At 58.1% G+C, this 13369-nt stretch carries 12 protein-coding genes; 8 read left to right on the top strand and 4 right to left on the bottom strand.

All coding sequences use genetic code 11. The annotated features are described in order from the left end of the window. The first annotated feature begins 191 nt into the window (after positions 1-191). A complete protein-coding gene (locus tag DWY51_RS03110; RefSeq protein ID WP_117769874.1) occupies positions 192-1673 on the top strand; it encodes an aminotransferase class I/II-fold pyridoxal phosphate-dependent enzyme in 1482 nt (493 codons plus the stop codon). A gap of 75 nt (positions 1674-1748) precedes the next feature. Here the strand turns inward: DWY51_RS03110 and DWY51_RS03105 are convergent, their stop codons facing one another. Next, positions 1749-2159, bottom strand: a complete 411-nt coding sequence (locus tag DWY51_RS03105; protein WP_117769829.1) for a peptide deformylase — start codon at positions 2157-2159, stop codon at positions 1749-1751. A 204-nt stretch (positions 2160-2363) separates the two neighbouring features. Between DWY51_RS03105 and DWY51_RS03100 the strand changes: the two genes are divergently transcribed. Next, entirely contained in the window at positions 2364-3779 is a 1416-nt protein-coding gene (locus DWY51_RS03100; RefSeq protein WP_117769828.1) for an MFS transporter, read from the top strand. Between the two features lie 152 nt (positions 3780-3931). Then, positions 3932-4843, top strand: coding sequence for a hypothetical protein (locus tag DWY51_RS03095; protein WP_117769827.1), 912 nt, complete (start codon positions 3932-3934; stop codon positions 4841-4843). Positions 4844-5128: 285 nt separating this feature from the next. Here the strand turns inward: DWY51_RS03095 and pdxT are convergent, their stop codons facing one another. Together pdxT and pdxS are read right to left on the bottom strand one after the other, a co-directional pair. Beyond that, the gene (pdxT, locus tag DWY51_RS03090; protein WP_117769826.1) at positions 5129-5716 is read right to left on the bottom strand and encodes a pyridoxal 5'-phosphate synthase glutaminase subunit PdxT; all 588 of its coding nucleotides are present in this window, start codon (positions 5714-5716) and stop codon (positions 5129-5131) included. A gap of 20 nt (positions 5717-5736) precedes the next feature. Beyond that, positions 5737-6627, bottom strand: coding sequence for a pyridoxal 5'-phosphate synthase lyase subunit PdxS (pdxS, locus tag DWY51_RS03085; protein ID WP_117769825.1), 891 nt, complete (start codon positions 6625-6627; stop codon positions 5737-5739). Between the two features lie 139 nt (positions 6628-6766). On the opposite strand from pdxS, the gene DWY51_RS03080 reads away from it, so the two are divergent. From DWY51_RS03080 to DWY51_RS09620, 3 genes are all read left to right on the top strand, one after another. After that, positions 6767-8212 carry a PLP-dependent aminotransferase family protein gene (locus DWY51_RS03080; protein ID WP_117769824.1) on the top strand — a complete coding sequence of 482 codons (1446 nt, stop codon included), beginning with the start codon at positions 6767-6769 and terminating at the stop codon, positions 8210-8212. Between the two features lie 67 nt (positions 8213-8279). Continuing rightward, positions 8280-8423 (top strand): hypothetical protein, encoded by a 144-nt coding sequence (locus tag DWY51_RS09475; RefSeq protein WP_158556896.1) that lies wholly within the window; start codon positions 8280-8282, stop codon positions 8421-8423. A gap of 325 nt (positions 8424-8748) precedes the next feature. Beyond that, a complete protein-coding gene (locus tag DWY51_RS09620; RefSeq protein WP_117769823.1) occupies positions 8749-9630 on the top strand; it encodes a hypothetical protein in 882 nt (293 codons plus the stop codon). Between the two features lie 241 nt (positions 9631-9871). On the opposite strand, the gene DWY51_RS03070 is transcribed toward DWY51_RS09620, so the two are convergent. Beyond that, entirely contained in the window at positions 9872-10435 is a 564-nt protein-coding gene (locus tag DWY51_RS03070) for a ferritin family protein (RefSeq protein ID WP_070097113.1), read from the bottom strand. Between the two features lie 253 nt (positions 10436-10688). On the opposite strand from DWY51_RS03070, the gene DWY51_RS03065 reads away from it, so the two are divergent. Then, positions 10689-11909 carry an iron-containing alcohol dehydrogenase gene (locus DWY51_RS03065; protein ID WP_117769822.1) on the top strand — a complete coding sequence of 407 codons (1221 nt, stop codon included), beginning with the start codon at positions 10689-10691 and terminating at the stop codon, positions 11907-11909. 9 nt (positions 11910-11918) lie between these two features. Further along, entirely contained in the window at positions 11919-13298 is a 1380-nt protein-coding gene (locus tag DWY51_RS03060; RefSeq protein ID WP_117769821.1) for an aldehyde dehydrogenase, read from the top strand. Positions 13299-13369 lie beyond the last annotated feature (71 nt).

The raw sequence follows: 13369 nt of genomic DNA, 5'->3' as shown, positions 1-13369 counted from the left end.
TCGTTATCGCCTTTGGATAAATCTCGAGGTCTTGCTCATTTTATTTTTGAAATTGAACTTTTCGAAATAGCACGGCGCTATACTGCTGCCTAAATTGAACTCAGGTTCAATTCGTGTTGTATAAATTGAACTTTGCCAGCAAGGAGGTTCTAGTGGCCCAAGAGACGTTTAGCGATCGTCTGCGACAGGCTATGTCCGATCGCGACGTTCGCCAGTCGGACGTGATCCGCGCATCGGAGATGCTCGGCAAAAAACTCGGCAAGAGTCAGATGAGCCAATATGTGAGCGGCAAGACGATTCCGCGGCGCGATGTGGCTGAGCTGCTCGCCCGTATTTTGGAGGTCGATGTTACCTGGCTGCTTGCCGGCGACGCCGATCAAGGCGAGGCATCATCACCCCGCAACGATTCCAAGCCCGAACCCCATCCCTCAGCTCAAATTGCAAGGAGCACCACCATGCGTACTTTTTCTAAATCCACCAAGCTCGATAACGTCCTGTATGACGTGCGCGGTCCCGTCGTCGACGAGGCCGCCCGTATGGAGGACGAGGGCGAGCGCATCCTCAAGCTCAATATCGGCAACCCGGCGCCCTTCGGTTTCCGCACGCCCGATGAGGTCATCAAGGACATGCGCCAGCAGCTGCCCGACTGCGAAGGCTATTCCAACTCGCGTGGCCTGTTCTCCGCGCGCAAGGCGATCATGCAGTATTCGCAGATCAAGGGCCTGCCCAACGTTCAGATGGAGCATATCTACACGGGCAACGGCGTGTCCGAGCTCATTCAGCTTTCGATGAACGCGCTGCTCGACAATGGCGACGAGATTCTGATCCCCAGCCCCGACTATCCGCTCTGGACGGCGTGCGCAACCCTTGCCGGCGGTCATCCTGTGCACTATCTGTGCGATGAGCAGGCGGATTGGTATCCCGACCTGGAGGATATGGAGTCCAAGATCACGAGCGCGACCAAAGCCCTCGTTATCATCAACCCCAACAACCCCACGGGCTCGGTCTACCCGCGCGAGGTGCTCGAGGGCATCGTCGAGGTTGCACGCAGGCATCAGCTGATGATCTTTGCCGATGAGATCTACGACCGCCTGTGCATGGACGGCTACGAGCACGTCTCGATTGCCTCGCTCGCTCCTGATCTGCCCTGCGTCACCTTTAGCGGCCTTTCCAAGTCGCACATGATCGCGGGCTATCGTATTGGCTGGATGGTGCTTTCGGGCAACCAGCGCTGCATGAGCGACTTCATCATGGGCATTAACATGCTCTCCAACATGCGCCTGTGCTCCAACGTGCCGGCTCAGTCGATCGTTCAGACGGCGCTCGGTGGCCATCAGTCCGTCAACGACTACATCCGCCCCGGCGGCCGTGTCTACGAGCAGCGCAACTTTGTGTATGAGGCGCTCAACAAGATTGACGGCATCTCGGTGGTTAAGCCGCGTGCGGCGTTCTACATCTTCCCCAAGATGGATGTGAAGAAGTTCAACATTACCGATGACGAGCAGTTCGCCCTTGACCTGCTGCACGAGAAGAAGATTCTCATCACGCGCGGCGGCGGCTTTAACTGGGCTGAGCCCGACCACTTCCGTATCGTGTACCTGCCGCGCATGGAAGTGCTCAAGGAGTCCCTCGAAGACCTCGCCGACTTCTTCGATCACTACCGTCAGAACTAGTGGGATAGAAGCTCCGCACTATGAAAAGCTCCCTGCAGTTGCTTGGCTGCGGGGGGCTTTCTTGAATCGGCGGAACTAAATAACGATTCCGTTGCAGTGGTCGATTTCGTGCTGGATGATCTCGGCGGTGTAGCCCGAGAAGTTTTTGATGCGGTGGACGAAGTTCTCGTCCAAATACTCAACCTTAATGCGGCGATAGCGGGTGCAGGGACGCTCGCCGATCAGCGAGAGGCATCCTTCGCTCGTCTGATAGGCATTGACCTGCTCAAGAATTTGAGGGTTGTACATCAGCAGCGCCCTATTGCCGTCCTTTACGCAGATGATGCGTTTGCGTACGCCGATCATGTTGGCGGCGAGCCCCACGCACTCATGCTCATGTTCGTGGAGCGTATCCAGGAGGTCCTGCCCGGTCGCGGCATCGTCGGGTCCCGCGTCTTCGGAAGACAGGCGCAAAAAGAACTCGGATTTCATGATGGGCTTAATCATGGCGGGCTCCTCATGTCTCATGCTTTCGTGGACTTTTAATAATAGCGCGGAAGGAAAGCTGTGCGTCCGCGTTACAATCTTTCGATGTTGGACCATGTTGCCAGACTCGTCGTGTACGGCGTCTGGCGTAAGTCTAGGGCTCATTTTCGCCCTGGACTGTTCCTCTGGGGCGATGCGACTGTCGTTCCAAGAGGAAGGAAATGCATGGGGAGCAAATCTCAGCAACAAGTTCAAGCACCGCCATCGGCCACTGCGGCAATTCTCGTCGTAATGTATATTGCAGCCTTTGTTGCCGCGTTTAACGAGAACATCATTAACGTGGCGTTGCACGACATTATGGCGGCCTTTTCGGTGAGTGCCACCACGGCGCAGTGGCTCGTTTCGGGCTACATGATCGTGACGTCGATCTTTACGGCCATCATGGCCTTCCTGTCCGGCCGTTTCTCGACGCGCAAGCTGCTGTTTTTCGCATGCGGATGCATGGTCGCCGGCGAAGTTCTGTGCCTGGTCGCTCCGTCGTTTGGCGTTTTGCTGTCAAGTCGTATTTTGCAGGCTGCGGGATCGGGCATCTTGTTCCCGCTCATGATGAACGTGGTGCTGTCTTGCGCTCCGCGCGAGAAGCTCGGCCTGTATCTGAGCTTGGGCGGTGCCTGCATTACGTTGGGGCCGGCGTTTGGACCCGTGATCAGTGGTCTTATGTGCACGTTGTTTGGCTGGAGGGCGGTGTTCGTAGTGCCGCTGGTGGGCGGCATTGTGGTCGCTGCGGCGGGCGTAAAGCATGTCCAGAATGTCGGAGAGCGCTCGAATACCACGCTTGATATTCTGTCGGTTGTTTTGCTCGCGGCCGGCATTACGGCATTTGTGTATTCCGTAGGCGAGTTCTCGACCAATCTGATTGCCGGTATCGTGGCACTTTTCGCCGCCATTGTGCTGCTCGGCCTGTTTGCGGCCCGTCAGCTCAAGCTCGAACATCCGGTGCTTAACGTGCGTCCCATGGCGAGCGTTCGCTTTTGGCCTGCGTGCCTGCTTGTGGTGGTGTCGATGATGACGACGTTCTCGATGAGCGTTTTGTTGCCGCTCTATTTTGAGGGCGCATACGGCATGACCGCCCTTGTTGCGGGCTTGCTCATTTTGCCGGCGATTGCCTGCAACGCCGTGACCTCGATTGTGGGCGGACGCGTGATGGACGCCCGTGGCGCATGGCCGCTGCTGCCGGTCGGCTTTGCCCTGATTGCCGTGGGACAGACTGCCATCTCGATGACGGCGGCAAGCATGAACATCGGCGTCGTCGTGGCGCTGACCGTTGTGGTGTATGCCGGAGTCGGTTTGGTGCTGAGTCCCTCGCAAACGGCCGGCTTGGAGACGCTGCCTGCCGCTGAGCATCCTCACGGAACGGCATTGCTTAACACGTGGAACATGATTGCCGCATCGTTTGGCCCGTCGCTGTTTATCGGTCTGCTCTCGAGTTCTGCGGCGGCTGCCAGCGTCGCTGGCGCTGCGATCGACGTTGACCAGGCGATTGGATTTGCAGCTGCCGTGCGTGTGGCGGCTGTAATTGCCGTGGTCGGGTTCGTGACGTCGCTGGTGTACGCTCGTCGCGAGTCGCACATGTCGCATTAATGTGTGCACATAGATTCTGCAGCTAGATTGGATGGCGACACCATAAACTAATGGACGTTTTGCCGAGAGGCATGAATGTTTAAAGCGCAAAGAGTGCGCGACGGGCCCCGCGAATGGGGCGATGATGCCCGAGAGGGCCAAGAAGGAGTCTCATGTCAGAGAACGAAGAGATCATGAACGAGACCGAGAACGAGACCATGGCTGCCGAGGTCGAGGCAGTCGAGACCGTGGAGACCGAAGCTGCCGAGGTTGAGGCTGCTGACGAGGTTTCCGCCGAGGAGGAGGCCGAGGTTGTCGAGGCCGCCGCTGATTACGATGACGAAGAGCTGATGGACAAGATGCAGAAGGCCGCCCGCCTGCTGCGTAGCCGTCGCTTTGCTATTTCCAAGGAGGAGGAGGCCAAGGCCGAGCGCATGGCGAACATCGAGCGCGCCATCAAGCTCCTTGACCTCAAGCCCAAGATGGAGCAGAAGGAAATGTCCGACCTGCTGGGCATGCGCCTTCGTGAGCTCGATGGTCTGATGGCCGAGGCCGAGGCTGCCGATCTGGTCGGCCGCATCGACGACGCCGAGGGCGATATGCGCAAGATCGTCGTCTTCGCTGCCGAGGATGCCGCTGAGGGTCTGGTCGAGCTTGCCAACAAGAAGGAGAAGCTCCTGCCCGAGCTTTCTTACGAGGAGGCCACCGAGCTGATGGCCGCTCTCGATAAGGTTATCGCTCCGCTCGTCGCCATGGGCCTGGACGAGGACCGCGGTCCTCGCGGCGGCCGTGACGATCGCGGTGGCCGTGGCGGCGACCGCGGCGGTCGCGGCGGCTTTGGTGATCGCGGTGGCCGTGGCGGCGACCGTGGCGGTCGCGGTGGCGATCGCGGCGGCCGCGGCGGCTTTGGTGACCGTGGCGGCGACCGCGGCGGTCGAGGCGGCTTTGGCGGCAACCGTGGTGGCTATGGCGACCGCGGCGGCAACCGTGGTGGCTTTAGCGGCAACCGTGGTAACGACCGCGGCGGTCGCGGTGGCGATCGTGGCGGCCGCAATGGCGGCGGCTTCCGCGGCAACCGTTTCTAATTAGTTACGCGATTTTACCAAACCGCGTAACTAGTTGACGCTGCGCGCCGCCCAGGGCGACAATTTGTCATTCAAAAGGCGAGGCATGACCAGAAGGTCTATGCCTCGCCTTTTTCATGCCAACTTGTTCGCCCTGGGCGGCGCTCGCTGTCGGTACAAAAACATCGGCGTTCCCATAGTCCAAACCTGCCAAAAAGGGACAGGTTTATTTTGGTCGGCTTTATCTGGGCAAATGTGGTCGTCTATCGCTATGCGTCCGAAAATCAACGCTCGTTTGTTTTCTGCCTACATTTGGAGGAAGAACTCGTGGAGGCGCGTGTCGTCGTCGAGCTCGGGGTGGAAGGTGACACCGAGCTGTTTGTCTTGACGGGCGGCGACGATACGGCCATCGACTTCGGCCAAGGCCTTGGCATTGCCGTGCACCTTGACGATGCGGGGTGCACGGATAAACGTTAACGGCACTTCACCTTCGATACCTCCTACCCACCCCTTGGTGCGAAAGCTGCCGAGCTGTCTGCCATAGGCATTACGCTCAACGAGCACATCCATGGTTGCCAGGCGCGGTGTTCCCTTGTCATCGTGGGCGGCAAGGTCGTGAGCCAGTAGAATCAGGCCGGCGCAGGTGCCCAGGACCGGCGTGCCTTCAGCGATACGGGCACGAAGCTCCTCGAGCATCCCCAGTTCGTCAAGCAGCTTGCCCTGAACGGTGGACTCGCCGCCAGGGAGGACCAGGCGATCAAAGTTCTGCCGCAAATCGGCCGCCTGCCTCAGCTCAATATAGTGTGCGCCCAGCTCGGATAGTCTTGCCTCGTGCTCGGCAAAAGCGCCTTGGACCGCCAGCACGGCGACCGTTTGGTCTGCATAATCGCTCATGTGCGATCCTTTCTGCTGGACTAGCGCCCGCGCTCCTCCATGATGATTTCAATCTCGTCGGCGTTGATGCCCACCATGGCCTCGCCCAGGTCCTCCGAAAGCTCGGCGATGAGCTTGGCATCGGTGAAGTTCGCCACGGCCTTGACGATGGCGGCGGCGCGCTTGGCAGGGTCGCCGCTCTTAAAGATGCCCGAGCCGACAAAGACGCCCTCGGCGCCCAGCTGCATCATCAGCGCGGCGTCGGCGGGGGTCGCTACGCCGCCGGCGGCAAAGTTCACCACGGGAAGCTTGCCCGTGGCATGAACCTCGCGTACCAGCTCGACCGGAACCTGCAGTTGCTTGGCTGCCTCAAAGAGCTCATCATTGCGCAGAGCGACAACGTCGCGGATCTGCTTTTGGATCTTGCGCATGTGACGCACAGCCTGAACGACGTCGCCCGTGCCCGGCTCGCCCTTGGTGCGAATCATCGTGGCGCCCTCGGCAACACGGCGTAGCGCCTCGCCCAGATTGCGGGCGCCGCAGACAAACGGCACGTCAAACTGGGTCTTGTCGATGTGATAGACGTCATCAGCAGGGGAGAGAACCTCGGACTCGTCGATGTAATCGATCTCGATGGCCTGAAGGACCTGCGCCTCGACAATGTGGCCGATGCGGCACTTGGCCATAACGGGGATGGAGACGGCCTCCTGGATGCCCTTGATCATCTTGGGGTCGCTCATGCGCGAGACGCCGCCTGCGGCACGGATGTCGGCCGGGATACGCTCGAGTGCCATGACGGCGCAGGCGCCTGCCTCCTCGGCGATGCGTGCCTGCTCGGGCGTGGTGACGTCCATGATGACGCCGCCCTTGAGCATCTGCGCGAGCTCTCGATTGAGTTTGACGCGATCGGCCTTGCTGGTCTGTTCTGCCATGGTTGCTCCCTTGGTTGGCATGTGCATTGCTTGACGGAACATCCTATCGGGGAGCTGGGTATGGCGAAATACTCAGTTTTCGAGATAATAACAAGGTCAGACTAATACCAGATTGAATGGCTTAATAAGGTCAGGTGATATGCTCATGCTTGACTACAATTTGGAAAAACGCGGCGAAGCATCGCTCTATGAATATGTTTACCAGCAAATTCGAGACGATATTGTTGCTGGGCGCATTGCGGCGGGGGAGCATCTTCCGTCTAAGCGCGCCTTTGCCAGCCATCTGGGAATCAGTGTCATTACCATCGAGAATGCATATAGCCAGCTACTTGCCGAGGGCTATATTTGCTCAATGCCGCGTCGTGGCTACTACGCTTGCGAGCTTCCGGATGCACCAGTTTTGCCTTTGGCTACGGGGAGTATCGACCGAGATGCCGTCTCTGTGGGCCCCAGCGCGCATGATGTCAACAGACAGGTCGAGCGATTCGACGCACTTTCTCCTTCCGCTTTGGAGGCGGCGCGACTTTGGCAAAGCGCGCTACGGGCGACGCTGGCATCCGAAGACGAACGCGAGATCTTTTCGCCCGCACCGGCACAGGGCACCGCTCGGCTACGACGCGCAATTGCTCACCATCTGCGCGGGACAAGGGGCATGAATATCGATCCTAATAACATTGTTATCGGCGCGGGCGCCCAGCTGCTCGATACCATGTTGGTTCAGTTGCTTGGCGCTGACAAGGTGTATGCCGTTGAGGACCCGGGCTATTTGCGTCTGACGCGCATCTACCAGGCTATGGGCTGCAAAGTTCGACATATCCCGTTGGATGATGAGGGCGTGGACTTGAACACTCTGCAGAAAAGCGGGACCGATGTCCTTCACCTGATGCCGTCCCATCAGTATCCGACCGGCCTTGTGACGAGCATTGCGCGCCGATATGCGCTGCTGAGCTGGGCCGCCGAGCGACCAGGTCGGTATCTCATTGAGGATGACTTTGATTGCGAGTTTCGTCTAGCCGGCAAGCCGATTCCCGCGCTCGCGTCGATCGATGCCGCTCAATCGGTCATCTACACCAACACGTTTTCGAAGAGCCTTTCATCGGCGTTGCGTCTAGCGTACATGGTGTTGCCTGATGAGCTAATTGAGCGGTTTAGGCGCAACCTTGGTTTTTACGCCTCGTCGGTGAGTTCTGTTGACCAGGTCGCTTTGGCTCGTTTGCTGGAATCGGGTGATTACGAGCGACATGCGAACCGCGTACGCGTTCGTGCTCGCGAGGCGCGTGATGGCCTGGCGTCGCTTGTGCGGAAAGCGTTTCCGGCAGGGGAGGTCTCGATTGAGCATGCAGACGCGGGTCTTTACTGCACTGTATTTGCGGAGCGCGGAACGGGCGGAAGCTCTTTTGCGCGGGCTCTCACGCGCTCGGGCATTCCGTTCATCGATATCAGTGACTGTTATTGGTGCGCCGATGGCGCATTTGTTCCTGAAAACTCAACTCAAATTCTTGTCCAGTATGACGACCTGAGTCCGAAAGTGCTTAATACCTTGGAATTGCAGCTAATGGGGGAGCTCTGCAATCTAAGTGAGTAGACTTTTGGTACTTTGGCGACCAGGCCGTTTTGCCACAAGCTATCTACCTGTGGTTTTGAGAAGCAGGATGACCGGTCTGATCGGGATGTTCCAAAAAGTCTACTCACTTGCCGTGCAAAGCTTCCGCATGAGAAAAAATGAGTTTTCAACAGGGCTTCGTCCAGCTCTTGGCAAGCTTTTGGCCAGTTGGGGAGGGCTGTTGAAAACTTAGCAGTCCGTTCGGTGCCATTTTTGTTGCGTTTGCGCCAATGGGAGACCGACTGGGTTGAAATCCGTGTTTTCCTGTGCCTATGAAGGATCTACTTTGTGACATATCGGCTTTTAGGTACTGGCGTTTGCCTCCTCAAGTCCGCGCTTTGTGCCCGCCGCTTCCACGACCGGAAGAAGACCGGCAGCGATATGATCTCGCCCGCAACCCGACAGCTGCGGTTGCGCTCGGTTTTCCGTTGTATACATTGGTTCGGACGAGAAACAAACGGACTTGCCCTGCCAGCATTAAGCAGCGGCTGTTTCTTGGTGAGCTCCCCAGGGAATCCGTGCTGGAAACGGAGCATGGATTTTTGGTTACGTCTCCTCTACTGACGGCATTTATCATGTCGCGGCATCTGACGGATCTCCAACTTCTTTTTGTATTGGCGGAGATGTGCGGCTTGTTTGCGGTGTGCGCCCTGCCGACGGCACTCGAGGCGGAGCTTTCGCGTGCAATTGATTCGGGTGCGATTTCGACAACGTTCGGTTGGGTGCGCTGCCCGTCCGAGAGCGGCGCCGCTTCAAATTTATGGCGTCGAGACGCTTTGGTTTTGGGCGGAGACCTTGACCGTTTTTGTTCAGATGTTTGCGGGATACGTTACGGCAATAGATTTAGGACGGTGTCGCAACTTGTTCCATTGGGTGCCGCGTCGCCTTTTGAGGTCGAGGCGTATTTGCTACTTGCACTGCCGCGATCCCTGGGAGGCGTAGGCTTTTGCGACATAGAGCTTAATGTTGAAGTGATGCTAAGCACAAGTGCTCGAGCGATTGTGGGAAAGTCCCGTGTATATATCGACATACTTCTGTCTTCGCCGGACGGCAGGCGACAGGTGGCCATTGAATGTCAGGGAAAGGCCTCGCACGGACGCGCAGGGGATGGCTTGCGTGACGCTGACCGCATGACGGCCCTTCAGGCCATGGGCTACGATGTGCTTCTCCTGACACACAGACAGATATCGGATGAGGATAGATTCCGCGCGATCGTTAAGGCCGTATGCAGGATGCTCGATGCTGAATATCGTGATAAAAGCTCAGATGAGCAAAGGGCTGAGACATTACTCAGGTCTGAACTATTCGTTGACTGGACAAAATTGGGAGTAATCGACGGAAAGATGCCCGTTAGACACAAAATGGCTCGATCGTGGACGGCTGCGAATCTAAGTGAGTAGACTTTTGGCACTTTGGCGACTAGGTCGTTTTGCAACAAGGCATTTACCTGCGGCTTTATAAAGTGATATGGATGGTCTGCTCGGCAAGTTCCAAAAAGTCTACTCACTTAGTTTTTGACGAGAAGCCGATGCCGAAGGCGGTCCTATTTCAGGTAGTTAACAAGTTTATGAGGCACGAAAAAGGCCCGAACCATGCGGTCCGGGCCTCATCGAGCTAGAGGTTATGTCTCAGGTTGCTGGCTTAGCCGAAGTAGCGCTTGAGCAGGCCGGCGAAAGCCTTGCCGTGGCGAGCCTCGTCGCGAGCCATCTCGTGCACGGTGTCGTGGATGGCATCGAGGCCAGCGGCCTTGGCGCGCTTAGCAAGATCGGTCTTGCCGGCGGTGGCGCCGTTCTCGGCCTCAACGCGCATCTCGAGGTTCTTCTTGGTGGAGTCGGTCACGACCTCGCCCAGGAGCTCGGCGAACTTGGCGGCATGCTCGGCCTCCTCGTGGGCAGCCTTCTCCCAGTACAGGCCGATCTCGGGATAACCCTCGCGATGAGCGACGCGAGCCATGGCCAGGTACATACCGACCTCGGAGCACTCGCCCTCAAAGTTGGCGCGCAGGTCGGCAACGATGTCCTCGGAGACGCCCTCCATCTTGGCGACGCCCACGACGTGCTCGGCAGCCCACTCGAGCTGACCCTCCTCCTGCTTCAGGAAACGAGAACCGGGAACGCCGCACTGGGGGCACTTAAAATCCTCGGGCAGCTGGTCGCCGTCGAACTCTTCCACATAACCGCAAACGGGGCAAACAAACTTCATGATTCGATCCTTTCGATCGATGGCGATTGTGCGCTCGTCCGGTCCCGTAAGGGCCCTCTCCGGACGTGCGTCTTGACGAGTTCTATTATCCATAAATGCAACCAAATGTGAAGCCTATTAGGAATGATTTTTAATAAAACAATTTTGAGATATGAAGATGTTGATTGATTAACGATTGGCAGGCCGTCTTTGACCGCCGCTGAGTACAATCGGGCGAGCAAATGTTGACCTATCAACAAATGAAGGAGTTTCCTTTATGCATCTAGCCCGTCGTGCCTGGTGCCGAACATATCAGACGGTTTTTCGCATTGCATTGCCGATCCTGCCCTATACCGAGCCGCGCATTTTAGAGCATGCCGAGGATGTGCCCGCGGTGCTTCAAAAGCGCTCGATCCAGAAGGTCCTTATCGTGACGGATCCCGGCATTGCCCGTCTGGGGCTCACGGCACCGCTCGAGACGGCGCTCGCATGCAGGGGGATTGGCGTTACGGTCTATGCCGAAACGCGTGCAAACCCCACGGTTTCAAACGTGGAAGAAGCGGCGTCCCTGTATCGAGAGAGCGCCTGCCAGGCCATTATCGGCTTTGGCGGTGGCTCGGCCATGGACTGTGCCAAGGGCGTGGGCGCACGCATTGCGCAGCCAAACAAGCCCATCAACAAGATGCGTGGCCTGCTGCGGATTCATCGTCGCCTGCCGCTGCTCATCGCCGTTCCCACTACCGCCGGTACGGGAAGCGAAGTCACGCTTGCGGCGGTAATTACCGATGACGGGACGCACTACAAATACCCCATTAACGACTTTGTGCTCATCCCGCGTTTTGCAGTCCACGACCCCGAGTTTACGTGCGGCTTGCCCGCTTCCATTACGGGGCAGACGGGCATGGACGCCCTGACGCATGCCGTTGAGGCCTTTATCGGGCGAAGCACCACGCCCTATACGCGCAAGATGGCGCGACAGGCGGTGCAGCTTATCCACGACAATTTGCTCGAGGCCTATGAACATGGTGACGACATGCGCGCTCGTCGCAATATGCTTTCGGCGGCGTATAAGGCGGGCGTTGCGTTTACCCGCTCCTATGTCGGATATGTGCATGCCATCGCGCACAGTCTGGGCGGCCGATACGGAATTCCGCACGGTTTGGCCAACGCGATCATCCTGCCGCACATGCTTCGCGCTTATGGTGACGCCGCCGCCCCCAAGCTTGCCGATCTTGCTCGCATGGCGGGCATTGCGCCGGCTACCGCGCAGGATAGTCTTGCGGCCGAGGCCTTTATCGATTGGGTCGACCGCATGAACGAGATCCTGGGAATCCCCAAATATGTCTCGGGCATTCGCCGCTCCGACATTCCCGAGATGGCGGCGCATGCCGATGCCGAGGCCAATCCGCTGTACCCCGTTCCGCTTTTGATGGACCGCTTGGAGCTCGAGCGTATGTACGAGGTCGTCGCGGGTGGTATGTTTGAGGACGAGAACTAGGAGGGTGCCATGAACACCGAGGAAATTGCGCGCATCGTCGGCGATCAGCGCACTTACTTTAAAACGCACGCTACGTTTGATGTTGATGCCCGACGTCGCGCGCTCGTGAGTTTACGCGATGCGGTACGGGCGCACGAGGCCGATATCGCCCATGCACTCAAGACCGATTTGGGAAAGTCGCATGACGAGGCATATATGTGCGAGATCGGCACGTCGCTTTCCGAGATTCGTCATCAGATCGCTCACGTGGCTCGATGGAGTCGTCCGCGCCTGCGTCCGTGTGACCTTGCCAACGCCGTGAGCGCGTGCAAAACGCAAGCCGTGCCCTATGGCGTCACGCTCATCATGGCTCCGTGGAACTACCCGTTTTTGCTAACACTCGAGCCGCTCGCCGGCGCCCTTGCCGCGGGCAATACCGTGGTCATCAAGCCGAGTGCCTATGCTCCGGCATCGAGCGCGGTGCTCAAGCAAATCTGTGAAGAGGCATTTGATCCGCGCCTGGTGACGGTTGTCGAGGGCGGGCGCGCCGAGAACGAAGCGTTGCTCGATGAGTGCTGGGACAAGATCTTCTTTACCGGTAGCGTTCCGGTCGGCAAGCTCGTCATGGAGCGCGCGAGTAAAAACCTCACGCCCGTGACGCTTGAGCTGGGCGGCAAGAGCCCCTGCATCGTGGATGCGACGGCAAACTTGAAGGTCGCGGCACGGCGTATCGCCTTTGGCAAATGGCTCAACGTAGGGCAGACCTGCGTGGCGCCCGACTACCTGCTGGTCGATACGCGCGTGCACGACGAGCTGCTGGGCCTCATCAAGGAAGAGGTCCGCCGTATGTTTGGCGAGCATCCGCTCGATAACGAGGATTACGGGCATATCGTCAATGCTAAGCATTTTGCGCGCGTGCGCGGGCTGATCGATCCCGATAAGGTCGTGCTGGGAGGCACGGCGCGCGAGTCGTCGCTCAAGATTGAGCCGACGATCCTAGACGGCGTGACCCCCGATGACGCCGTGATGCAGGAGGAGATCTTCGGTCCCATCTTGCCGGTGCTGACGTTTGAGAGCCTAGACGAGGCCGAAGCGTTTATTACGGATCGTCCGACGCCGCTGGCCCTGTATATCTTTAGTCAGGACCGCGCAGTTCAGCAGCGCTTCGTGCGTTACGTGCCCTTTGGCGGTGGCTGTGTCAACGACACGATCATGCACTTGGCTACGAGCCATATGGGCTTTGGCGGCATGGGCGCGAGCGGTATGGGGCAGTACCATGGACGCGAGAGCTTCGATACGTTTAGCCACAAGAAGAGTATCGTGAACAAGGCAACTTGGCTGGACGTGCCGTTTCGGTATGCGCCCTACGCAAGCTGGAAGCACAAGTTCGTGCGCATGTTTGTGCATTAGAAAAGGGCGCAGGTAATACGAACAAGTGTTCCTATTACCTGCATTTTGCGTTAGACTACTGTTATGGAGCA

It is taken from the genome of Collinsella sp. AF25-2LB (assembly GCF_003458415.1).
Lineage (GTDB): Bacteria > Actinomycetota > Coriobacteriia > Coriobacteriales > Coriobacteriaceae > Collinsella.
Note: the sequence above shows the minus strand (reverse complement) of the source record. Positions and strands in the feature narration are given on the sequence as shown.

What these genes read in the sequence shown, in the direction of transcription:
- DWY51_RS03110 (WP_117769874.1), top strand. Translation starts at nt 192, where the DNA reads ATGTCCGATCGCGACGTTCGCCAGTCGGACGTGATCCGCGCATCGGAG.
- DWY51_RS03105 (WP_117769829.1), bottom strand. Translation starts at nt 2,159, where the DNA reads ATGATTAAGCCCATCATGAAATCCGAGTTCTTTTTGCGCCTGTCTTCC.
- DWY51_RS03100 (WP_117769828.1), top strand. Translation starts at nt 2,364, where the DNA reads ATGGGGAGCAAATCTCAGCAACAAGTTCAAGCACCGCCATCGGCCACT.
- DWY51_RS03095 (WP_117769827.1), top strand. Translation starts at nt 3,932, where the DNA reads ATGTCAGAGAACGAAGAGATCATGAACGAGACCGAGAACGAGACCATG.
- pdxT (WP_117769826.1), bottom strand. Translation starts at nt 5,716, where the DNA reads ATGAGCGATTATGCAGACCAAACGGTCGCCGTGCTGGCGGTCCAAGGC.
- pdxS (WP_117769825.1), bottom strand. Translation starts at nt 6,627, where the DNA reads ATGGCAGAACAGACCAGCAAGGCCGATCGCGTCAAACTCAATCGAGAG.
- DWY51_RS03080 (WP_117769824.1), top strand. Translation starts at nt 6,767, where the DNA reads ATGCTCATGCTTGACTACAATTTGGAAAAACGCGGCGAAGCATCGCTC.
- DWY51_RS09475 (WP_158556896.1), top strand. Translation starts at nt 8,280, where the DNA reads ATGACCGGTCTGATCGGGATGTTCCAAAAAGTCTACTCACTTGCCGTG.
- DWY51_RS03065 (WP_117769822.1), top strand. Translation starts at nt 10,689, where the DNA reads ATGCATCTAGCCCGTCGTGCCTGGTGCCGAACATATCAGACGGTTTTT.
- DWY51_RS03060 (WP_117769821.1), top strand. Translation starts at nt 11,919, where the DNA reads ATGAACACCGAGGAAATTGCGCGCATCGTCGGCGATCAGCGCACTTAC.